This is a genomic window from Rhizobium sp. BR 314 (assembly GCF_047445805.1).
GTDB classification, from domain to species: Bacteria; Pseudomonadota; Alphaproteobacteria; order Rhizobiales; family Rhizobiaceae; genus Rhizobium; species Rhizobium lusitanum_B.
Genome location: NZ_JARWLA010000032.1, coordinates 37,900 through 59,336, shown reverse-complemented (window position 1 = coordinate 59,336; position 21,437 = coordinate 37,900). Strand labels below are relative to the sequence as shown.

The 21,437-nt window shown below is 58.1% G+C and carries 20 protein-coding genes and 1 pseudogene; 9 read left to right on the top strand and 12 right to left on the bottom strand.

All coding sequences use genetic code 11. The annotated features are described in order from the left end of the window. The first annotated feature begins 6 nt into the window (after positions 1-6). Complete coding sequence (locus QD461_RS28500; protein WP_414090594.1) at positions 7-870, top strand: aldo/keto reductase; 864 nt, start codon at positions 7-9, stop codon at positions 868-870. Positions 871-1,252: 382 nt separating this feature from the next. Here QD461_RS28500 and QD461_RS28495 read toward each other — a convergent pair whose 3' ends face one another. Then, positions 1,253-1,954, bottom strand: a complete 702-nt coding sequence (locus tag QD461_RS28495) for a DUF1223 domain-containing protein (protein ID WP_414090593.1) — start codon at positions 1,952-1,954, stop codon at positions 1,253-1,255. 225 nt (positions 1,955-2,179) lie between these two features. Here QD461_RS28495 and QD461_RS28490 point away from each other — a divergent pair, with 225 nt between their 5' ends. The 5 genes and pseudogenes from QD461_RS28490 to QD461_RS28470 all read left to right on the top strand — a co-directional run bounded on the left by QD461_RS28490 (position 2,180) and on the right by QD461_RS28470 (position 5,421). Further along, the gene (locus tag QD461_RS28490) at positions 2,180-3,040 is read left to right on the top strand and encodes a cytochrome b/b6 domain-containing protein (protein ID WP_414090592.1); all 861 of its coding nucleotides are present in this window, start codon (positions 2,180-2,182) and stop codon (positions 3,038-3,040) included. After that, on the top strand, positions 3,037-3,813 hold the full coding sequence (locus QD461_RS28485; protein ID WP_414090591.1) for a molybdopterin-binding protein: 777 nt from the start codon (positions 3,037-3,039) through the stop codon (positions 3,811-3,813). The genes QD461_RS28490 and QD461_RS28485 overlap by 4 nt, the downstream gene beginning before the upstream one ends. A 54-nt stretch (positions 3,814-3,867) precedes the next feature. Then, positions 3,868-4,134, top strand: coding sequence for a hypothetical protein (locus tag QD461_RS28480; RefSeq protein WP_414090590.1), 267 nt, complete (start codon positions 3,868-3,870; stop codon positions 4,132-4,134). Positions 4,135-4,363: 229 nt separating this feature from the next. Further along, the gene (locus QD461_RS28475; protein ID WP_414090589.1) at positions 4,364-4,594 is read left to right on the top strand and encodes a hypothetical protein; all 231 of its coding nucleotides are present in this window, start codon (positions 4,364-4,366) and stop codon (positions 4,592-4,594) included. 360 nt (positions 4,595-4,954) lie between these two features. Continuing rightward, positions 4,955-5,421 (top strand): annotated as a pseudogene (locus tag QD461_RS28470) (DDE-type integrase/transposase/recombinase). 72 nt (positions 5,422-5,493) lie between these two features. On the opposite strand, the gene QD461_RS28465 reads toward QD461_RS28470, so the two are convergent. From QD461_RS28465 to QD461_RS28455, 3 genes are all read right to left on the bottom strand, one after another. Continuing rightward, positions 5,494-5,856 carry a hypothetical protein gene (locus QD461_RS28465; RefSeq protein WP_414090588.1) on the bottom strand — a complete coding sequence of 121 codons (363 nt, stop codon included), beginning with the start codon at positions 5,854-5,856 and terminating at the stop codon, positions 5,494-5,496. A gap of 191 nt (positions 5,857-6,047) precedes the next feature. Beyond that, positions 6,048-6,203 carry a cytochrome bd-I oxidase subunit CydX gene (gene cydX, locus QD461_RS28460; protein ID WP_414090622.1) on the bottom strand — a complete coding sequence of 52 codons (156 nt, stop codon included), beginning with the start codon at positions 6,201-6,203 and terminating at the stop codon, positions 6,048-6,050. A 242-nt stretch (positions 6,204-6,445) separates the two neighbouring features. Beyond that, positions 6,446-7,345, bottom strand: coding sequence for a LysR family transcriptional regulator (locus QD461_RS28455; RefSeq protein WP_414090621.1), 900 nt, complete (start codon positions 7,343-7,345; stop codon positions 6,446-6,448). 102 nt (positions 7,346-7,447) lie between these two features. On the opposite strand from QD461_RS28455, the gene QD461_RS28450 reads away from it, so the two are divergent. Next, positions 7,448-8,647, top strand: a complete 1,200-nt coding sequence (locus QD461_RS28450) for an MFS transporter (protein WP_414090587.1) — start codon at positions 7,448-7,450, stop codon at positions 8,645-8,647. 26 nt (positions 8,648-8,673) lie between these two features. After that, a complete protein-coding gene (locus tag QD461_RS28445) occupies positions 8,674-9,057 on the top strand; it encodes a nuclear transport factor 2 family protein (RefSeq protein WP_414090586.1) in 384 nt (127 codons plus the stop codon). 433 nt (positions 9,058-9,490) lie between these two features. Here QD461_RS28445 and QD461_RS28440 read toward each other — a convergent pair whose 3' ends face one another. From QD461_RS28440 to QD461_RS28405, 8 genes are all read right to left on the bottom strand, one after another. Then, entirely contained in the window at positions 9,491-12,913 is a 3,423-nt protein-coding gene (locus QD461_RS28440; protein WP_414090585.1) for an autotransporter domain-containing protein, read from the bottom strand. 554 nt (positions 12,914-13,467) lie between these two features. Further along, complete coding sequence (locus QD461_RS28435; protein WP_414090584.1) at positions 13,468-14,250, bottom strand: HlyD family efflux transporter periplasmic adaptor subunit; 783 nt, start codon at positions 14,248-14,250, stop codon at positions 13,468-13,470. Positions 14,251-14,662: 412 nt separating this feature from the next. Continuing rightward, entirely contained in the window at positions 14,663-14,992 is a 330-nt protein-coding gene (locus tag QD461_RS28430) for a winged helix-turn-helix domain-containing protein (RefSeq protein ID WP_414090583.1), read from the bottom strand. Then, on the bottom strand, positions 14,992-15,465 hold the full coding sequence (locus tag QD461_RS28425; RefSeq protein ID WP_414090582.1) for a hypothetical protein: 474 nt from the start codon (positions 15,463-15,465) through the stop codon (positions 14,992-14,994). The genes QD461_RS28430 and QD461_RS28425 overlap by 1 nt, the downstream gene beginning before the upstream one ends. Continuing rightward, positions 15,452-16,222 carry an SDR family oxidoreductase gene (locus QD461_RS28420; protein ID WP_414090581.1) on the bottom strand — a complete coding sequence of 257 codons (771 nt, stop codon included), beginning with the start codon at positions 16,220-16,222 and terminating at the stop codon, positions 15,452-15,454. Before QD461_RS28420 ends, QD461_RS28425 begins: the two co-directional genes overlap by 14 nt. Next, positions 16,222-17,934: an acetolactate synthase catalytic subunit gene (locus tag QD461_RS28415; protein WP_414090580.1), complete on the bottom strand. Its 1,713-nt coding sequence runs from the start codon at positions 17,932-17,934 to the stop codon at positions 16,222-16,224. The genes QD461_RS28420 and QD461_RS28415 overlap by 1 nt, the downstream gene beginning before the upstream one ends. Then, positions 17,931-19,292, bottom strand: coding sequence for an aspartate aminotransferase family protein (locus QD461_RS28410; protein WP_414090579.1), 1,362 nt, complete (start codon positions 19,290-19,292; stop codon positions 17,931-17,933). The genes QD461_RS28415 and QD461_RS28410 overlap by 4 nt, the downstream gene beginning before the upstream one ends. A 97-nt stretch (positions 19,293-19,389) precedes the next feature. After that, on the bottom strand, positions 19,390-20,034 hold the full coding sequence (locus tag QD461_RS28405; protein ID WP_414090620.1) for a GntR family transcriptional regulator: 645 nt from the start codon (positions 20,032-20,034) through the stop codon (positions 19,390-19,392). A gap of 294 nt (positions 20,035-20,328) precedes the next feature. Between QD461_RS28405 and QD461_RS28400 the strand changes: the two genes are divergently transcribed. Continuing rightward, on the top strand, positions 20,329-21,435 hold the full coding sequence (locus tag QD461_RS28400) for an ABC transporter ATP-binding protein (protein ID WP_414090578.1): 1,107 nt from the start codon (positions 20,329-20,331) through the stop codon (positions 21,433-21,435). The last annotated feature ends 2 nt before the right edge of the window (positions 21,436-21,437 follow it).

The window sequence follows — 21,437 nt, the reverse complement described above, 5'->3', positions numbered from 1 at the left end:
GAGGATATGAAGATGACCACCGCAGTACCCACCGTCACCCTGAATAACGGGGTCCAGATGCCGATCCTGGGATTCGGCGTATTCCAGGTTCCCGATCCCGCCGAATGCGAGCGTAGCGTCCGCGACGCTATCGATGTCGGTTACCGTCTCCTCGATACGGCGAGGTCGTATGGCAATGAAGAGGCTGTAGGCAACGCGATCCACAACCACGGTATTGATCGAAATGAACTGTTCGTCACGACCGAGCTCTGGATCGAGGACGCGACCTACGAAGGCGCCAAGGCAGCGTTCGAGCGTTCGCTGAATAAGCTCCAGCTCGACTATCTCGACCTCTGGCTCATCCACCAGCCCTACGGCGACGTCTACGGCGCCTGGCGCGCGATGGAGGAGTTGTACGAGGCGGGCAGCATTCGCGCGATCGGGGTCAGCAACTTCTATCCCGACCGTCTGGTGGACTTCGTCCTCCACAACAAGGTCATCCCCGCAGTCAACCAGATCGAAATCCACCCATTCCATCACCAGGACAACGCTCAGCAAATTCTCCAGGAATACGGCGTTCAGCCTGAAGCCTGGGGTCCATTCGCCGAAGGGAAGAACGGGCTGTTCACGAACGAGCTTCTGCAGTCGATCGGCAAGAGGCACGGCAAGAGCATCGCCCAGGTCGTGCTGCGGTGGCTGATCCAGCGCAATATCGTCGCGATCCCGAAGTCCGTCCGCAAGGAGCGCATGGCCGAGAACTTCTCGATCTTCGACTTCGAGCTCGACAAGGACGATGTCGAGTCGATCAGCGCGCTTGACCAGAAGACCAGCAGTTTCTTCGACCATCGCGATCCGGAAAAAGTTAAGTGGCTTGGCACGCGAAAGCTCTGAGCTAAGGCTGGAGAATAGGCATGTCGACCTCCCTTTTAAGATTCGAAGCCATGGTACGCTTAGGGAGATCGGGACGCCTGCGCCAATCGGCGCCGGGATCAGGCAAGGAATCCTCACACTCATCAGTCGCTTCGACTGCACCTATTCCCGGTTCCGCAACGACTCGATCATCGCGAGGATTTCCGAAGCCGACGACGGCGGCTCGTTTGCTTTTCCATCCGAAGCGGATCCGATGTTCGATCTCTACGACCGACTTCATTCGACAATGGATGTTCGAGCAAGGCGGCGACAGAAATCAGGCCTCCGGAAATTCAGTAACGGAGACAACTCCAGATTGAGGTCTTCGTTGGGTGAGATAAGCACCACGATTTGCCAGCAGGGCTCAGTCCGTCGCTGCTGCGACTATGGCGCCACCTTGCGGCCGTTGAATGAGAATTGCTGTGCGAAGGCCATTCGGCGCCTTCCCGAAATCGAATGTGGCAGGGCTACCATCCCATTGCCCGAGGCGCTTCAATGCATGGACGACGTGGCTGTGGGGCAAAGTGTTGCCCGCGTTTTCGCCTCGCGTGATTGGCACATGGATGATATTCGGGTCGTACTGGATCAACCAGACATCCGCCGCCGTTTCAGGGGCATCGCCGCGGCCTATCTCTATACGGGTCTGGCCCAGCGTAATTGTCGGTCCTTTCAAGTGAGAAGCGGTTGACAGAAGTCCGGTCAGCTCTGAGAGGTTGTTTCCAACAACAGTCTTCGTGCCGTTAATAATCATTTGGGGTGTGAAAGGCCCAGACTGATGCAACGGTGCCTCATATGCAATCTGCCGATCTGTAAACGCCTGCTTTCCAAATATGTCCTTCCAGCCGAGATAGTCCCAATATGTCACTGCAAAGCTCAATGTCAGGACATCATCGCGCTTGCTGAGCTTTATCAGGTTGGCATTCGCGGGGGGACAGGACGAACACCCCTGGCTGGTGAAGAGTTCAACAACCATGAGAGGGTGGTGGTCCATCGGTGCCCCATGGGAAATACCCGCCATGCCGGACACGGCCGTTCCGAAGATGATTAACTTCGCCAGTTGCCTCATCGCTTCTCCTCCCGTGGTTCCATCATTGGCTTCGCAATGAGACCGCCGCCTGTTACAAGCTCACGGCTTTGTGACCGCAAGACCGGGTCTGCCTGGACAAGCGATCCAAGTTTTTGGGAGTGGAGCTAATCCGTCGCTCAAAGATTATTTCGCTGCGCCTGTAACAAGAGTATTTTATCACCCGTATTACCCGATAGTACCGTAGCCAGCTCTGGAGGAGCGACCATGGCGAACGTGGACCATCTGGAAACAGCGCCGCCGACGCGCCAGAAGACGACCTTCATTCACCGTCATTCGGTGCTGACGCGCATTACACATTGGCTCAATCTCCTTTGCCTAAGCCTGCTTCTGATGAGCGGTCTGCAGATATTCAATGCACATCCATCCCTATATTGGGGGCAATACGGTGCCGATGCCGATCCATCCTGGCTATCGATCGGAGCGGTCCAGGACGGAGACAACACACGCGGCCTCCTACGCGTTGGGAGCCTCTCTGTTGTGACAACGGGCGTTCTGGGTGTTTCGCGGGTCGGCGATGATGTGACAGAGCGCGGTTTTCCTTCTTGGGCGACCATCCCAAGCTACCAGGATCTCGCGACCGGCCGTCGGTGGCATCTGTTTTTTGCCTGGCTCTTCGTAATCAACGGATCGATCTACTTGCTGTACGGCTTCCTGGGCGGTCATTTCCGGCGCGATCTTGCGCTGAGCGCCGATGAGCTCTCACCCACTCATCTCAAACAGGAAATCGCCGACCACGCGCGGCTACGCTTCCCGAAAGGAGAAAAGGCACGCCACTATAATGCTCTCCAGAAGCTCGCTTATCTGATTGTTATCTTCGTTCTGCTGCCGCTGATGCTTGCGACAGGGCTGACCATGTCACCCGGCATGGACGCCGGCTTCCCCTTCCTGCTCGATTTTTTTGGCGGGCGGCAGTCAGCACGCTCCATCCATTTCATCTGCGCCTGGTCGATCGTCTTCTTCGTCCTGGTGCATGTGGCAATGGTCGTCCTCTCCGGTCTCTGGAACAACATGCGCTCAATGATTACCGGCCGCTACGGAATCGAAAACGGAGGAGATGGGGCATGACATTTTCTATCACCCGACGCGATCTCTTGATCGGATCGGCCGCGGGACTTGGCGCAATCGGTCTCACGGGCTGCGACGAGGTCGCCCAAAGCGCCAAAGTTCAGGCCGTGCTGGCGATGGCAGAGACGCTCACAATGAAAAGCCAGCGACTTTTAGTCCCGGGCGACAGGCTGGCCCGCGAATTTTCGGAGGCGGACCTCTCACCCACCTTCAGATCGAACGGAACCAGTCAACCGGATGGTGATGAATATGCCCGGATGATAGCGACGGGTTTTGCAGATTGGCGGCTAAAGATCGACGGCCTGGTGGAGCGCCCGGTCGCCCTCTCGTTGGCGGATCTGAAAAGGCTGCCATCGCGCACTCAAATTACACGGCACGACTGCGTTGAAGGCTGGAGCGCTATCGGAAAATGGACGGGTGTGCCGCTTGGGCCCATCCTCCAGAGTGTGGGTCTGAAACCTACGGCCCGTTACGCCGTCTTCTACTGTGCCGACCAGCTCGAACAAACGATCGATGGCAGCGGCACCTATTACGAGAGCGTCGACCTGATCGATGCGTTTCATCCGCAGACAATACTTGCCTATCAGCTCAATGGTAAAGATCTCGAAGTCGCTCATGGCGCGCCGCTCAGACTGAGGGTCGAACGCCATCTTGGCTACAAGCATGCGAAATATCTGATGCGCATCGAAATCAAGGAGAGCTTTGCCAGCCTATGGGGTGGCAAAGGCGGCTTCTGGGAGGACCGCGGCTATGAGTGGTACGCGGGGATTTAATCGCCTGGAAAACGTCTGACTGCGGGCAATTGTGCCCATCAAGAGGAGGAGAACATGGTCAAACTTGCGATTGCGACTGCTTTGCTAATGTCAGCTTTCACCTTGCCGATGCACGCCGCGAACACGATGATGAAATGCGATGACGCCTCGATGATGAAGGCGCAGAGTGACGTGGACGCGATGACCGGCCCGATGGCGAAGGAAAAGAAAGCCATGGCGTCAAAGGAAATGATGATGGCCAAAGAGTCGATGAAGGCCAAAAAAATGGACGATTGCAAGATGCACATGGACAAAGCCATGAAGAGCATGGGCAAGATGTAAAAGCTATCTATGGCGACCGGCCAACATCCGGTCGCCACCATCATTTGTCAGATTGGTCAAATCCCTGATGGCAGTCCGCGCGCGGCAGGGCCGCTCGCAGTCGAAAACCTCGTTCCGCGCGCGGTTCTAACGAGCGCAAGGGAATTGATGACGAGCCTCCGAGAACGAAGCAAGCCTCTTCTTGCGCTTGCTATCCAACGCTCCAGCGCGGCTCGCTACGGCGCACGGATTGGCTATAGGTGCGCGCCTGCGCTCTTATCACCTGCCTTTGGAGTGCGACGAAGGCTATCGTGTAAACGAGCAGCATGGCGGGAATCAGCCTCGAGAACTGCGTGTGGATTTTCGCTTTGAATTGAGCCGTATTTCCATTTTGATCCTGATCCGGCCTGCCTTTGGTAGTGGTTTGAAACGGTTGATTAATTCGACTCAATTCTCGATCATTGTGGAGCGACAAGGCTGATTGATTTGGCGCGGAAATCAAAACGTACAATTGCATTGTGTCCACGACCTGATATCCATACCCTCACGAAACTAATAATTGCAATACCCGTCATTTATCTACCAAAGGATGTTACGATTGCGGCACAGCCAGCCGACGCAAAGGTCTCTATCTGCATTACGCCTGCCGAACGGCGTGAGGAGCGCATTGTTGACGTCATCGACAACCCGTAGTCATCGATCCGCTTGCAGGATTATGCCCGGATTGCCAACGTCACAGCGGAAGTCGGAACGGTTGGTCGTACCCCAGTCTCCAGGACCTGCCGATCCAGGGCAATGAAGTGATGGTCAGTCAACAAGCTGGCGCGTCGATGAAACCCATGTGAAGGTCCGCGGACAATGGATTTTCCTTTACCGGGCTGTCGATAAATTCGGCAACACGATCGATTTCTATCTCTCGCCGACGCGCAATGCCAAAGCGCCAAACGCGTTCTCGGCAAGACCTTGAAGACTGGGAAAAACCAACCGTCATCAATACCGACAGGACGCCAACTTACAGCATCGCGATTGCAGATCCTAAAGGCCGGAGGAAAATGCCCTGGAGATCTTGTGCACCGGCAGGTAAAACATCTGAACAATGTCGTCTCGGCCGACCACGGCAACCTGAAACAACTGATAAAGCCGGTGAGCGGGTTCAAGACGTTGAAATCAGCCTACGCGACAATCAAGGACTTCGAGGTCATGCAGGTTTTGCGCAAGGGTCAGACTGCAATTTTCAACATGGCGGCGATGTCCGTGGAGAAGCACGTGTCGTTGAGCGGGCTTTCGGCGTCGGACCAAGCCCGTTGACGGAGGCGGCAGGCTTACTCACCCAAAAACGGGAAGGTCACACCGCGTGACGACCGAGAACATGGAGCCTCATCAACCGCCCGGAATTTTCGCAACAGAGCCATTTGGATCGTGTCCGTTGCCTGAAGTCGACATATTTTGCCTCGCCTCATCCAATTTGTTGTATGCGGCCTGAATGATATCGATATCGGAAACATGCCCGATTGCAGCCAACTTATACATCACGTTCCCGACGGCGATATCTATGCGGGTTGGCTGATTTGAATAGACTTTCTCGGCGATCGGCTGAATGCATTCCCATTCGCCACCCATCGCATAATATAGCTCCAACGACTGACGTATAAATTCCTCCCTTCGGTCTTTGGCGTTCAGCAGGGACTCTCTCCCTGCCTTCAAATCCATCAGTTTGACCGCATTATTCTGATACTCGCTCATCTCGCCCTTCAATGAATCATCTTTCCCTCCATTCAATATTCAAATCGTAAACATACTCTATAGTTTGAACGGGCCAGCATTTTGAGCAGTTGAGCTTGCCAGGTGACCACGGCATACAAGCAGGTCCCGGCCATCGCTCATGCGTGAACCACGGCCAAGATTGCGTCAATCCTCTCGCGAATATGCCATCTTCATCGGGTGGGCAGCTGCAGGATCTCGTCCGCCGGGTCTTCACGCAAGATGCGCAGCTCGTACCAAAGCGCGTTCAAGATGCCCATCGATGCTGCCAGCCCCAATCCAAGAACCCATACGAAATACCACGTAGTATTTCTCCCTTTTTCGTTCAGTAAACTGAGTGTCCGGCCTTCTCGATGTGAATCGGCGGGGGGCTCGACCCCGGTACCCACTATAACTCTTTGTAAATTCTCATGCTGATAGGGTCACTTGCCCGTGCAGCATGACACTCAAGCGGCCACATTTCAAACAACGTGATAATGCCCGTTGTCGTTTTGCATTTAGTGCCCAACGACATTGGATCTGTGGGCTGGATGGCCATTCCATCGAAAGCCCGTTTCTCTTTTGCCGAAAATCACTCTCTGGCTATCTCAGCCAACTGATTTCGCAGCCATGTCAGCGCCGGGTCGGCGTGGGCGCGCGGATGCCATGCGGCAAACAGATTGAAGCCCTGTGCCGGAAACGGCAGGTCGAACAGGTCCAGCCGGTCCGCGAAACGGGCTGCGAAACGCCGTGGTAGGGTCGAAACGAAATCGGTCGAGGAGACGATCATCGGTGCCATGACGAATTGGTGAACAGACAGCGCCACGCTTCGCCGGTAGCCGAGCTTTTCGAGCTGCTCGTCGATGAAGCCGTGAAAGCTCCCGCCGCTGGTCGACACTAGAACATGCTCCAGCTTACAATACGCATCGAGATCGAGCGGCGCACGGCCGCGCGGATGGCCCTTGCGCTGGATCATCACATAGCTCTCTTCCAACAGCTTGCGCGCCTTCATTGTCGGCGGGATCATGCGATCTGAGCCTATGAGCAAGTCGATCTCGCCGCGCTCCAATTCGGCCGCCACGTCAGTCCCCGTGCTCGAAAATGAGAGCCTGATCCCTCGCCCGGCGGTCTGGCGAAGGCGTTCGATCAATGGCAATCCAAGCACCACGACGGCGTTGTCCGTGGCTGCAATCGCAAAAGTTCGCGCATCCGTTCGAGGGTCAAACCGCGCCGGAGTGCGGATGACCGCGTTAAGGTCCTTCAGCGCGGCGTGCAGAGGCTCCCTGAGTTCCAGCGCACGGCTCGTCGGTATCATGCCACGCCCTTTCTCGGAGGGAACAAGGAGCGGATCGTTGAAGATGGCGCGCAGGCGCGCAAGCTGTGCCGATAATCCCGGCTGCGTTACGCCCAGGCGCGCGGCGGCGTGCGTGACATTGGCCTCCTCGATCAGCACATCAAGGGAGCGCAGCAGGTTGAGGTCGAGGCCTATCATATCACTCACGGCTATTGGTCTCATACTGATAATCGATTTCCAGTATATCATTACCTCGCGCTAAGTCACCTCCAACGCATCTGAACCCACACGGAGAGCAACATGATCGAGCGCAAAACAAGCATCTCCCTTCGTGTCCTGAGCCTTGCCTATTTCACGATGGGCACGGGTACGCTTGCCATCGTCGGCACGCTGCCCGAGATCGGTTCATCGTTCTCTCTTGAGCGCGGCGCGGTTGCAATGCTGGTTTCGGTGCTCGCCGTCACCTTTGCCATAAGCGCACCCGGCTTGCAGATGATCGTCGGCCACTGGCCGCGCCGTACATTGATCCTGGCGGGGCTTGCTCTCATGGCCGCTGGGGCTTTCGGCACGGCGTTCGCGCCGAACTACCCGGTCCTGTTTGCCGCTCGCGTCTGTGCAGGCCTCGGCGCTGCCGCGATCGGACCCGTCGCCTCCGCGCTCGGCGCGAGCCTCGTTGGCAAAGAGCGTCAGGGGCACGCTCTCGCCGTGGTCTTCAGTGGCATGACGATCGCCTCCGTTGTTGGTGTGCCGCTTTCGGCATGGGGCGGGGCGGTGCTTGGGTGGCGGCCGACCTTTGCCCTGATCGGCGTCGCGACGCTCATCGTCGCCGGCCTGATCACGTTCTTTATCGACAGCCGCGAGGGTGGCGAGCGTGTCCGTCCGCGCGATCTGGCCACCATAGCCGGGCGTCCGGCGACCGCGGCCGGCATCGCCGTGATGGTGTTGGAAATGTCGGGCGTGTTCGTTACCTACACCATGATAACGCTGATCCTGCATGACCATTTTGGCGCTGGCCCCGAGGCCGTATCGATAGCGCTGATGATCTTCGGCCTTGCAGGCATTGGCGGGAACTATGTCGCACGATGGGTTTCGCAGCGCTGGTCCGCCAATCGCGCCGTCACGGTCGCGCTCATGGCGTTGCTGCTGGTGTTCGCAACCCTCTTTCTTGGTCCCACTTCGTATCCGGCAGCTCTCGCATTGCTCATCGTTTGGGCGACGGCAAGCGATCTCTTCATGCCCTCGCAGCAGCGTCGTATGGTCGAACTTGCGCCGGCAGCGCGCGGCCTGGTGCTCGCGCTCAATTCTTCCGCCATCTATGTCGGCATGGCCGCCGGCTCGCTCACCGCCGGCACCCTCTATCCGCTGTTCGGACTATCGTCCCTGCCTCTCGCCTCCATCGCCTTTCTCGCTCTAGCGTTTGCCGCGCTCGCTCTGTCAAGCCGGGCAGCGGCGAAACCCGACCACGTCGCCGCTACGACATCAGCGGTCGGTCGAGTGTGATTTCCCAGCCCCAAAAGGAGAATGCAATGACCATCAAACTCGACGCCAACAAAACGCTCGTCGCAGACTACTATGCCAAGGTGTGGAACGCTAAGAATCTCGGGGCAGTCGCCGACTTCGTGGCGGACGATTACATCCAGCACAATCCTCATCTTGCCAATGGCCGCGCAGCCTTGGAAGCCTTCCTCGGCCCGATGTTCGAGGCCGTGCCGGAAGGGCGTTTCACCATTGCGCGACTGATCGCTGATAACGATCTTGTGGTCGCTCATACCTTGTTTCAGGCTAATGCTGACGAACGTGGAACGGCTGTCGTCGACGTCTATCGCGTTGCAGACGGCCGGTTGGCAGAGCACTGGGACGTCAAGGAGGCGGTCCCCGAAACCTCGTCCAATGGCAATCCAATGGTCTAATGGATGAAACGACGCGGCGGCGGCGGGCACCGATGATCAAAGATCAATAGGGATGCCAACCTTGTGAGGGTCGCGCATTCCCCTTCCGCCGCTGCAACGCACCGCGACGTGCGTTGCTCGGCACGTAACTTACACCTTGTGAATCGATCTTCCGATCCGTCGTTCCGTTGCGCCAACGAGTTTTCCGACGAAAGCGATAATTCGCGCTCTTGAAAGAAATCAGAACCGACGACCGGTTATTGCAAAATGCCTCCACCCCAAACTTTTCAAAGACATAATCGGCTTGGCCTCAATGGAATGGCCGATTTGGAGTCGGTTGCAGACTGACAGCTTCGCAATGTTAAAACGGCGAAATGAACATTCAGACCAAGGGCACAACAACAACCCGCTCTAACAGCGAAATGCCGTCGACCGGCAGAGCGGGCTTTGCTGATCAGAACTTTACACTGAAGTCGGCCTTGAAGCCGTTCTGCATCGCGCCATCGCCGAATTGGCCCTGATAGGCGACACCCAACGTGGCAGCCTTGGTCAGGTTGACATCCAGACCCGCTTCGATGAGGGCGGCATCCTGTGCGATCGGCACGCCTGCGACCGTGAAAGTGTCAGAACCGGCAAAGGCCTGGCGGGAGATCGGGGTGGTGTCGCCGAAGGCATGACGCCAGCCCAGCGTGCCATGCGCATTAGTCTTCGTACCGCCGAGGTCGAAGACAGAGGAGAGATGCAGGCCCAGCGTGGTGAAGGTGGTGTCGGTGGTGCCGCCGTTCCCGCGGAGCGCCGCATTGCCGCCGTCTTCGCTAAAGCCGTTCGTATGCAGGCTGACATAGGCGAGATTGGCAAAGGGCTCGAAGGCGAAGCCGCCGGCCGTATCGATTCGGTAGCCTGCCTCGCCAAAGGCCTGAACCGTGCCAGCATGGTAGTCGCTGCTCAGGCTGTCGGTGACGCCAGGAAAGGCAACCGAACGGCTGGTGGCAATATCGTGCCAAGTATAGGCCAGACCGCCCGACAGGCGCAGCGCATTCCACTTGCCGCCGCCATAAAGACCCAGATGCCAGTTGTCGCTGCTGCCGGAAGAAGCGCGGTCGCTGACATCAAAGCTGGTGCGGCTGTAGCCGGCCAGCAGGCCCAGCCGCACATTCTCAGCGACCTCGCCGTCAAGACCGGCCAGGAAACCGCCGATGGATGTATCCATGCCCGCGGCATTGCCGTCGCCGTCATAGGAGCCCCATGTGCCAAATGCCTGACCCCATGCGACCGCGCCGGTGCTGTCGGCGGTGACCGGTTTTACTCCGTCCGGCCCATAACCCAGCAACGGCATGTCCGCGCCCGTCGCATCGCCGAAGGCGGACCGGATGCGGTTGTTGGCCGCATCGCGGACAAAATGGCTGTCATCGATCAGCGCCGACCGAGCCGAAGCATGGATTTCGCCCGACAGTGCGTCGAAGTCCGCACGCGCCGTGCCTGCGTCCGGCGCCCCTGCGATGACAGTGTAGAGGCCGCTGCCGCTGCCGAGGCTTTCCAGCGCGCCGGCCGTTGCTTTCTGATTGCGAGTGATCCCCATTGCCGGAAATGCGACATTGTTGCGTGCCACGTCGAGGAAGACGTCATTGACGTCATAGTTCAGGGCAAGATCGACAAAGGGCATGTTCTGGCCAAGCGTACCATACGTACCGGTCACGCCGCCGGCTGCTGTCAGAAGCGTGTAACGCGTGCCCGGCGCATAGCTGCCCGGAGCCTTGAGTACAGAAACCGTCCCGCCATTAATGGTGGCAGTGCCCGTCACCCTGATCAGATCGGATGCGCCGCTCGGGTCGATCTCGGCAACGTAGGTCGAACCGGCTGCCTGCACATAGTTGCCATTGACGGTGAGCGTGCCGATGGAATTGCCCGGCGCAACCGTGCCGCCGGAGCCGATCGTGATCACGGAACCGCTACCCGACCCCACCGTGCCATGGCCGCCGAGAGTTGCGCCATTGTTCGCCGTCACCGAACCGCCCAGCATGGCGTTGGTATGGCTTGCATCCGAACCGACGATCAGCGAGCCGGCGGCAACCTCTGTCATGCCGGTAAAGCCGGAGCCGTTACCATCATAATCGAAAATGCCCGATCCGGCTTTGGTGAAGCTGCCGGCGCCCGATAGTGTCCCCGTCAAGCCAAGCGTATCACCAGCCGCAACATCAAAGGCGCCGGTGCCGTTCAGTGTAACGGAGCGTCCACTGACAAAACTGCCCGTTGTCGCAAGAACGCCGCCTGTGAAGGTCAAGCCACCCGACGCCGCGCCGAGATTGGCATCCGACGACACGGACAGCGTGCCTGCATTAATCGTGGTGCCGCCCGCGTAGGTGCTTGCGCCGGTAAGTGTCTGTGTGCCGCTGCCGGCCAGCGTCAGGCTGCCTGCGCCGACGATCGCGCCGCGGTATGTCGCATTGCTGCTGCCGGCCAGCGTCAACGCGTTGCCGCCCAGATTGACGTTCGTCCCCACGACGCCCGACAGCGCGCCGATCGTCTGCGCGCCCGATGCGCCGCTCAGGTCGAACGCCGCGCCTGTTCCGGCGAGGCTCACTGCGCCGATCGACGCGAGGCTGCCGCCAGCGCCTAGTGCTAGTGTGCCTGCATTGATCGTCGTGCCGCCCGTGTAGGTGTTCGCACCCGACAACGTCAGCGTGCCGCCATCGTTCTTCGTCAGCGCGCCGCCGCCCGACACTGTGCCCGACAGTGTGACCCCCGTCGCGCCCTGCACCGTTAACCCGCCCGCGCCGAGCGCCAGATTGTTGGAAACGTCGAGCCCGGCCGTGCCCGCCTGCAACGCGCCGCCGGTGGCCGTGATGGTGCCGGTGCCGAGCGATGCGTTGTCGTTGATGATCGCGACGCCGCCCGACAGCGTTGCGTCCTGCGCGGTCGACGCGCCGTTGATCGTCCAGTAGCCGGCCTGGACGTTCAGGTGATTGAAATTGATGTAGTTGTTGACCGCGATCGTGCCGTTCGCGATCGTGCCCTGCTGCAGCTTGAGCGTGTTGTTGCCGCCCGCGCCACCGTCAACGATGCCCGTCGCCGCCACGTTAAGCGTGTTCGGGCCGACCGTGATGTTGAACGCGCCACCGGTGCCGCCCGCCGTGTTGACCGACGAGCCCGTCACTGCAGTGAACGTGTTGTTGCTATTCGCGCCCATCGACACGCCGCCGTTGATCGTGCCTGAATTGGTGAACATATTGCCCTGCCCCGGCGTGCCGTTCGAACCAAACGAGACGCGGCCGTTGATAGTGCCGCTATTCGTCATTTGGACCTGGCCGCCGCCGTATGCAGCGACTACCGGCGCATCCGCGCCGCTCAGCGTCGCGCCGACCAGCGGGTTCGAGCCGATCGTGCCGGTGTTCCTGATGTTCGACGTGCCGCCCGTGCCGTTCTGGACAGACAGTGCCATGCCCGTTACGCCGCTGATCGCCACCCCGGTCGAGCCGTACATCGTGCCGTTATTGGTGACCGTGGTATTCAGGCTCGCCGACGCGTTGCCGACCACTGCACCGCTCGACAGCACGCCGAGCCCCGCGCCGAGCGCCGATGGGTCGATCGTACCGTCGTTCGTCAGCGTGACGTTGTTGCCCGTCAGCGACATCGCTGTGCCGCCGACGCCGAGCAGCACTCCGACGCTCGCACCGGGGTTAACCGTCGCGTTGATGTTGTTCGCGCTGTTCGCGTAGCTCGGCGCGAGTGGGTTGGCGACACCCGAGCAGGTCACGGTGAGGCCTGCCGTGCTGCAGGTCGCATGCGCGGGAATAATGCCCGCGCCGGTGAGCGCAACACACACGCCCGTCGGCAAAAGGAATCGCGGGAACGGCTCTCTGGTCTTTTTCGAACACATGCTGCTTATGCTCTTTCTCTTGGTTGTCGGCAACAGACGGCAAGGCACAGAACGGCAACTAATGCGGGCATAAAACGTAGAACAAGCGCTCCCCCTCGACGAGTCCGGCGACGGAGTCGGTTTTATTCAGGGTGTGGCGAGTACCGCTGGCGACGCTTCGCCACATAGGCTAACGAACCATCCACGCTGAACTCGCGAAACTGGAACGAGGCTAAGCATTTGCTTTGCATACAAATTTTTGCGAGCACTTAGTCGAGGAGAACGACGGCGCCCCCTCGCGACGGCGTTTCGGTTGCGCTTATGGGCACCATGCGAACTTTCTATACCTAAAGTAGCGTTATTTGCAAATGGTATCACTTTAGAAAATAAAAAAATAAAGCTCGGCAAGCCGGGGAACCGAGGAGGTTAGGTACCCAGTTATTCTGCGGCGAACGCCTCATCCATCTGTCGGGAGCGTTTGATCTCGATACTCGGAGGTAGACCGAGATTGTGGCGATCGAGGTGTGGCGGAGATTGTCTCGCACCACCGCCAGTTCCGCGCCGCGGGTAACCAATCAGTCCTCGACGAATGCGTGCCGCATCGAGTCCAGGAGGGGCCGCATCAGGTAGCTGAAGAAAGTCCTGTCCTTTGTATTGATGAACGTCTCCACTGGCATGCCTGGATGGAGTTGTTCCTCCGGAATTGACGCCGGAAGATCATCAGTGATTGTGAGCAGCGCGCGATAATATGGCTGTTGCGTCGCCTGGTCGATAAGGCGGTCAGCTGACACCTGCTGGGCGACAGCCTCGATCTCCGGCGTGTAGCGAGCATTGAGAGCAGAGAAGCGGAGCCGCGCGGGCTGCCCCACATGGACAACGTCGATGTCGGTCGGCTTCAGGCGCGCCTCAACCAGAGGACGTTTGGAGGTCGGCAGAATCTCCATGACCTTCTCGCTGGGCGCAATTACGTTGCCGACGGTATTGTAGAGCGAAGTGACGACGATCCCGTCTGTCGGTGCATGGACAACGGTGCGATCCAGCACACCGATGGCGGCCGCGATTTGCTCACGTGCCTCGGCGATTTGAGACCCGGCGGCGGCTTGCTGGGAAGTATTGGCGGCCGCCTGCCCAAGAAGATCAGCGTCGATCCGCAGGAGTTCTGTATAGTCGGACCTGTTGATCAGTCCGCGTTCGAGAAGCCCTTGCCTACGCACAAGCTCGTCGTTCACGACCTGCGACTGCTTGTCGATCGCGATCTTCTGCTCGACCAGGCCTGCCTTGGTTTCTCCAAGTTGGGTCAATCTCTGCGCGAGGATCGCCTGTTCGGAACGGAAGCGGGCGAGCCTGGCGGTGAACACCTTTCTTTCTTCCCGAAAGCCTCAGCAGACCGCTATTCCTCCCGACTGCAGAGTTTACGATGCCCATTGGCTCACTTCAGCGGGGCTTCTTATCCTGGGTTTGCTCCTCTGCGTATTCCGATGAAGCCGGCCTCCTCTTCCCCCAACGACGCACCATCATAGTCCTTGTCCGAGAAAAGACGGGCGATCAGAACTGCCAGCAATAAAGTTGAGCGCCGAAATCGCGCCGCACGCTGTTCGCGCCGGTAGCTTCAACTATTCGTGTCTTCCACTCCCGACTTGCAGGAACATGCGATTTTGGCGACGTCGATTGTTCAGAGGCTATGAGCTGTTTCGAGCGTTTGCGGGTTCTGGCATCAGGCCAGGATGCCCATCGTGTTTCAATGCGCAAACCGCAGAGAAGCAGACGCGCCTATATTTCAGCGCACCTTTCACAGGCCCTTGCCTCGAATATATAGCCAGATGCATGGACGGTACGAATGGCAACGTCATATCCTAACCGCTCCGCCAGCGACTTACGCAACCGACCAATGTGAACATCCACCGTTCGCGGAGTGACTTCGGCGGTGGGCGGCCAGGCCGATGCAATGATTTCAGAACGACTACAGAGCAGTCCTTCTCGCTTCATCAGATGGCACAGAATATTGAACTCAATGGGAGGCAACACAGTATTGCGGCCATTGCAGGATATCCGTCTGCTAGTGCTCTCGATTTGCAGACCTGCACAAATCGACGTTGTCATTACTCCTGAGTTGCCGAAACCTGGGCCAGCCCAGATATCTGCCTGAGCGACATCAACAATTTCTCAGGTGATAGTGGCCGGATTAGACAATCATCGACACCGGCTTGCAGCAGGGTCATATGAAGCGGCTGGGTGCCGCTTCGAAAAAGCGCTATGATGTGAACTTCTTTTGCATGCGCTGACCGCTTGATTTCACAGCACAGAGAGGCGGCATCTCCCATTTCACTCGTGCAATCAAAAAGAATTGCGCATGGCGAATTCCTAGCACAGAAGGCCAAAACGTCCTTTAAGTTGCACGCCAAGGACGGCATAAAGCCCTCCAACTTCAGAATATAACTGAAGGGCAGGAACAGCTCTGCATCAGATGTCCAGACGAGAACATCACGAGATATTGCCGCTTTGGGCGTCGCGGCCATTTCGGGGCGAGTAAGGTCAGGCGCGTCGGATCGCATGGGGGCTTTAAGCCGGCGCATATTCACCGCCATTAACGTCTAGTATTGCGCCATTGACGAAACCAGCTTCTTCTGACGCCAGGAATGCGATTGCGGCGGCAATGTCCTCGGGCGTTCCCAATCGGGCCGAGGGAATGCGCCTTACTGCCTCGCGATTGGCACGCGTATCGGGATTCCCCGTCAGGGGCGTCAAAATCCTTCCGGGCGCCACAAGATTGACGGTAATACCGAAGGGGCTCATTGGCCCGATAAGCGCACGCATCAGACCGGCCAGCGCTGCTTTGCTGGTGGTATATGCAGCGCCGGCAATGCGAGGTCGCGTTCTCCCTGCAACAGATCCAACCAAGATGACGCGCCCAAAGCCAGTCGCTCGCATCCCGTCGACAACAGCTTGGCAACATAGCATGACCGCTGTCAGGTTTATGGCCAACACTTCGTTCCATTCGGTCAGTTCGATCTCCTCGAACCGTCGCGGACCGTTAGGGCCTTTCGGCGATATTGCTGCGTTACAAACCAGAATTTCCGGACTTCCCCACACAAACGACAGCTTCTCGAAGAAGGCCGCAATAGCGCCGGGATCCGCGAGGTCGACAATCCGCCCCAAGACCTGGTGAGGCGGGAACTCCGAGGAGAGTATAGAGACCGCCTCAGTGACGGTCGCCGCACTATGGCTGAAGACGGCAACGCGATGTCCCGTCACTAGAAGCCTCCGTGCAGTCGCCAGTCCGATGCCGCTCGTCCCACCCGTCACGACGGCAATGCGCAGCGGCTCACTCATCACGCGGCCTCGTCCATGCCGGCGAAGAGAGACAATGCGGGATGAGCATCAGGATCTGTCATGACTTCGATCAAGAGTGGCGTTTCTCCTGTCAGTCCGTTCCTCAGATGCGCCTTCAGCTCGATTGGATCTTCGACACGAACGGCTGGACATCCGCAAGCTTGAGCAATCTGGACGTGGTCGACAGGTGCAAAGTGGCATGCCGACGTAAAGCGACCGAATTTCACAGTTTCAGCATCTCGCTGGAAACCGAGGATTCCGTTGTTTAGGAGAATGATCGTGATGGGAAGCGTGCAGCGAACCATGGTTTCCATTTCGGCCCAGCTATGAGCGAAGCCGCCATCACCGACCAGAGCGACAACCGGATGTGCAGGATGCGCGACTTTAGCGCCAAGGGCGAGCGGCAGCCCCCACCCCAGCCCTGCAAGACCCCGGGGGGTTAGAAACCGCATGCCCGGAGCGAGCGATCGTAATTGACCGACGACCCACATTGAGGAATAACTTGCATCCGCCACCACGGTGGTTTGCGGTGTCAGCGATGCCTGCAGTTCCGCCATTATGCGCTCTGGGCGAAGCGGTGAGGTGCTGGCGTGCACGACGTGTCGCCGGTCTTCTTCGAACCGGTGCCAGCATTCCGCGATCCGATCAATGACAGCCGTTCGCTGATCCCGCCGTTTGGAAAGATCTCGCTCGTTCAGCGCACAGGCTAAATCGTTCAGCGTTTCGCGCGCATCTCCAACCAGGCGCAACGCCTGATAATTGCGGCCAACTTCCTGAGGATCCACATCGATGTGGATGACCTGCGCACCGGGAGGAATCTGTCGCCAGCTGTCCGTGCCGTTCTGGTTGGTGCGCGTTCCGACCAGAATGACAACGTCCGCATCGCCAAGCAGGGTCGCAGTATAACGCCCGAGCGATCGCGGACCGACGAGGGATCCCAGGACCCCCGCCGAAAGCGGATGGTGTTCATCAACCGCTCCTTTGCCCATGTTTGTGGTCAAGACCGGTAGCGAGGCGAGGTCCTGCAGCACAGCCAGTTCGTGACAGGCACCGCTGCCAAGAACACCACCTCCCGCAACCACGACCGGGTTGCGGGACCCAGCAATCAAATCGGCGGCTGTCTGTATCATTGCGCGATCTGGGTGTGAGCGGTCAAGCGGCCAATGACCGAGGTTCGAAGATCGTGGTGGCGTTTTGACCGTAAGCCGCGAGCGCAGCAAATCGGCAGGTAGTAGCAAGGCCACAGGTCCGGGCCGGCCCGAAGCTGCTGCGGTGAATGCCGCGTCGATATAGTCCTCGATCCGTTCCGGCACCATCACCTTACGCACCCATTTCGTGCAGGATTGAAAGAGGGCGATATGGTCGAGTTCCTGAAATGCGTTGCGATCCATCTGATCGCGTTCAACTTCCTGCACAAGGGCCACGATCGGAATACTCGCCTTCAATGCTTCAGCCATCGGGGGCACCAGCAGCGCGGCAGCCGGGCCATTTTGAGCAGCCACCACACCGATCTTTCCAGACCGCCTGGCATAACCGTCCGCCATGGCGCCGCCCATATTCTCCTGACGATAGGCGATCTGACGAATCCCGAGAGCCTCCGCGGCAAGAATGAGCGCTGAAGGCAAGCTCTGAGCGAATATATGAGTGACGTCGTGACGGCGCAACGAACGAGCAAGGCACTCGGCGACAGTTTCAAGGGTCTTCAAAGTCATGCGCTTACTCCTCCAAAATCGGATTCGTGTGTTTCGAGGAAATCACCAAATGCTTGGACGATCAGATCAAGGTCAGCATTCGTCATTGTCGTGGACAGGCAGGCGGCAGCCCCAAAGGGAAGGAGAATGTCGAGTTGGCGGAAATGGCTCGTCAGATTGGCGATCCAACTTCTTTCTTCGGTCGTCGGAAAAGCCTGTCGATAGTCGCGGGGAGCCTGCCGCTTGGGGTGAATTCGAAAGAGCGAAGCTGAACCGGTCACCGTAAATGGCGCATCATAGCGCGCGATAGCTGCGCCAAGGCCGTTGCGTACGTGAACACCCATCTCCTCGAGACGCTCGAAACTTGTGGGCGTCAGGGCCTCCATCGCCACACGTCCCGCGACCATCGACACGGGATTGGCCGAAAAAGTTCCCCCCTGCGGCAAGGCCGGTCTTGCGCTCAGACATGAGAAAACCTCCATCACCTCCTTGCGGCCCCCGACCGCCCCCACGGGAAAACCTCCGCCGATGATCTTTCCGGCAGCAAGAAGATCTGGCACTAATCCAAAACGCGCCGATGCGCCGCGATAAGCCTGGCGCAGGTTGAGAACTTCATCTGCGACGACAAGGATGCCATATTGGCGAGCAAGGATGGAAATCGCCTCTATGAAGGCCGGGTCCGGGGCGATTAATCCTGCCCTGCTCGGCATGGGGTCGATAAGAATACAGGCAAGCTCCTGTCCCGATATAGCCAACCGTCGCTCTAGGCCTTCGATATCGTTGAAACGGATCACGTCGACGTCTTCGGCAACGCTTCCTGGTGCGCCGACATAGGAGGTCGTTGATGCTGGCATGTTTTCCGGTCCCCACGATGCGGGCGATGCGCCTTGGCTGACCTCGGCCCAGTCATAGGCGCCGTGATAGGCCCCTTCAACCCGGGCGATGCGCGACCGTCCGGTAAAGGCTCGTGCCGCCTTGATGGCAAACATGACGGCTTCCGTACCGCTGTTGACGAAGCGGATATGCTCGATCGCGGGGATGCGATGGACAAGCAATTCCGCTAGCCCGAGCTCATGCTCAGTCGGGTTCGAAAAGCAGGTTCCTTTCTGCAGGAGGTCAGCGACAGCATCCGCAACAGGCAGATAACCGTGGCCGTGGATCAGCGTCGTGAAGTTGTTGTTGAGGTCGAGCAGGCGATTGCCGTCGACATCGACGAGATATGCGCCCTCGCCGCGTGCGATGTAGGTCGGCATGGGATCGCGCTCGACGGTGACACGCGTAGTTCCGTCGGGAAACACGATTTGGCCACGCTCAAAGAAATATTGCGAGCGCGGCCTAAGTGGCGCGCGCCGACTTGAAGAAAAATCCTGACGAAGCATGCTTTGCCCTCTCCACTCGGGGATACGCGTTCGCATCCCGTTCACATTTTTGTTGCATCAAAAAAACATGAGGAGCAAGAAAGTGCAACATAAATATTCAGGACTGAGATAATTTGCCTTGATCTCGCGCCATGCTGAATTTCTTCAACTGACGAAATCCATCGCGAATATCGCTTTCGATTGCAGCCCGTACAGCGGCGGCATCCTTTTCGATGAGAGCCTCAATGGCGGAGCGATGATTGCGGGCCCCGTATCGCATCTCGGCGAATTCCGGATAGAGACCAATAAACGACGCACCCACTCGCAACCAGAGAGCTTCGATCATCTGCAAAAGATAGGGCATGCCACTCAAGCGGTAGATTGTAAAATGAAACTCCTTATTGTGCCAAAGCGCATCGAAATAGCGCTTTTCCTCCAAAGCAGCGTCGATTTTCAGTTGAAGCTGCTCAAGCGCAGCGATCGCTTCGTCTCCCACGGACTTGACGGATAAGGCGGCCGCAGCCCCTTCCAGAGCCAAACGTATCTGTGTGATTTCCTCAAGATCTGGCAATGTGAGATGCGGGACAATAACGGTTTTGGGGCCTGAGTAGACCAGCGCACCATCAATGACCAAGCGATTAATGGCATCGCGAGCCGGCGTCGAGCTGACACCCAACATGTCCGAGAGGGCACGGATCGTAAGCTTATCGCCAGGCGAAAATGCGCCTCGAATCAACCGCTCCTTCATATTGCGATAGGCCATTTCACCCAGGCGATTGGGTTGATGGCGCGAATTCTCCTCATCTTCCGGTACGATTTTCAACGAAATTTCTCCAATTCCCTTTGACAAGCGTCATTTTTGTTGCAACAAAAATAAAAAATGACGCAATTGCAAATATTATGTGACATCAAACGTCATAGCATTTCTACAAATCCCCGTCTTCCCAAACTTCGATACGGGAACCGGACCGTGGACAAGGCGATCGGTGAATACGGTTGCGCCGCTATCGGAATCGACGCTTGCGAGCATATTTCAAATGAAAAAGGGAGAGGAACTTTGATTGGCGAAGCACTTACGCTGCAGGGGCTTGAAAAGCGGTACGACGCATCTTTCGCGGTGAACGGCATTTCGCTGGCCATACGGGCAGGTGAATTTCTGTCCATCCTCGGCCCGTCCGGTTCCGGCAAAACAACCTTGCTCACGATGATTGCCGGCTTCGAAACACCGAATAGCGGCCACATCATGATTGGCCGGCGTGATATTACCTATCTCGCACCAAACAGACGCAACATAGGCATGGTGTTCCAGCGCTATGCACTCTTCCCCCACCTGACCGTGGCTGCCAACATTGGATTTCCGCTGCGCATGCGGCGAATGAGCAAAGACTTCATTCGCCGCAAAGTAGACGCGGCGTTGGCGCAGGTGCACCTCGATGGCTATGGAGATCGATATCCTCATCAGCTCTCTGGCGGCCAGCAGCAACGCGTCGCGGTCGCTCGCGCCATCGTCTTCGAACCGCCCGTTCTCCTGATGGACGAACCACTTGGTGCGCTCGACAAAAAACTGCGCGAAGCGCTGCAGATGGAAGTCAAGGGCCTGCAGCAGCGCTTGGGAGCGACTGTCGTTTACGTGACACATGATCAGGAGGAAGCACTGACGATGTCCGATCGCGTTGCCGTTGTGGCGGAAGGTCGTTTGGCGCAAGTAGGATCGCCACTCGAACTCTATCGTTCGCCTGCCTCAGCGTTTGTTGGAGATTTCATTGGCCGCATGAATTTCATCGACGCCGAATATCTGGGCCACAGTAACGGGGGCCACATGGTGCGACCGAGGGGTGGCAATGTCATCACCATGGAGGCGGCCAGCGACGAAGCAAGCCTCTTCGCCGCACTGCAAGCCGTTAGCATCGCAGCCCGCCCAGAACGGCTGTCACTTGCGCCTCATGGTCGCGACCGTGGCGCCATCTTGACGGGCACAATAGATGCTATCGTATTCGCCGGCTCGTTTTTCCTCTTTTTCGTCAGAACGCCAAACTCCGATGGCAGGCTGCTTCAAATCCAGATGCCCGTCGGGCACGGATCATCCCTCCTTCGTCAAGGTGACCTGGTCGACATCCTTCCCGAAGCGAGCGCTTTGCGGCTGTTTTCAAAGACGGAGGCCTGATC

Bases quoted from the DNA above. Each gene is read 5' to 3' on its own strand.
- QD461_RS28500 (WP_414090594.1), top strand. From the start codon at position 7: ATGAAGATGACCACCGCAGTACCCACCGTCACCCTGAATAACGGGGTC.
- QD461_RS28495 (WP_414090593.1), bottom strand. From the start codon at position 1,954: ATGAGGCAACTGGCGAAGTTAATCATCTTCGGAACGGCCGTGTCCGGC.
- QD461_RS28490 (WP_414090592.1), top strand. From the start codon at position 2,180: ATGGCGAACGTGGACCATCTGGAAACAGCGCCGCCGACGCGCCAGAAG.
- QD461_RS28485 (WP_414090591.1), top strand. From the start codon at position 3,037: ATGACATTTTCTATCACCCGACGCGATCTCTTGATCGGATCGGCCGCG.
- QD461_RS28480 (WP_414090590.1), top strand. From the start codon at position 3,868: ATGGTCAAACTTGCGATTGCGACTGCTTTGCTAATGTCAGCTTTCACC.
- QD461_RS28465 (WP_414090588.1), bottom strand. From the start codon at position 5,856: ATGAGCGAGTATCAGAATAATGCGGTCAAACTGATGGATTTGAAGGCA.
- QD461_RS28455 (WP_414090621.1), bottom strand. From the start codon at position 7,345: ATGATAGGCCTCGACCTCAACCTGCTGCGCTCCCTTGATGTGCTGATC.
- QD461_RS28450 (WP_414090587.1), top strand. From the start codon at position 7,448: ATGATCGAGCGCAAAACAAGCATCTCCCTTCGTGTCCTGAGCCTTGCC.
- QD461_RS28445 (WP_414090586.1), top strand. From the start codon at position 8,674: ATGACCATCAAACTCGACGCCAACAAAACGCTCGTCGCAGACTACTAT.
- QD461_RS28440 (WP_414090585.1), bottom strand. From the start codon at position 12,913: ATGTGTTCGAAAAAGACCAGAGAGCCGTTCCCGCGATTCCTTTTGCCG.
- QD461_RS28430 (WP_414090583.1), bottom strand. From the start codon at position 14,992: ATGACAACGTCGATTTGTGCAGGTCTGCAAATCGAGAGCACTAGCAGA.
- QD461_RS28425 (WP_414090582.1), bottom strand. From the start codon at position 15,465: ATGCGCCGGCTTAAAGCCCCCATGCGATCCGACGCGCCTGACCTTACT.
- QD461_RS28420 (WP_414090581.1), bottom strand. From the start codon at position 16,222: ATGAGTGAGCCGCTGCGCATTGCCGTCGTGACGGGTGGGACGAGCGGC.
- QD461_RS28415 (WP_414090580.1), bottom strand. From the start codon at position 17,934: ATGACTTTGAAGACCCTTGAAACTGTCGCCGAGTGCCTTGCTCGTTCG.
- QD461_RS28410 (WP_414090579.1), bottom strand. From the start codon at position 19,292: ATGCTTCGTCAGGATTTTTCTTCAAGTCGGCGCGCGCCACTTAGGCCG.
- QD461_RS28405 (WP_414090620.1), bottom strand. From the start codon at position 20,034: ATGGCCTATCGCAATATGAAGGAGCGGTTGATTCGAGGCGCATTTTCG.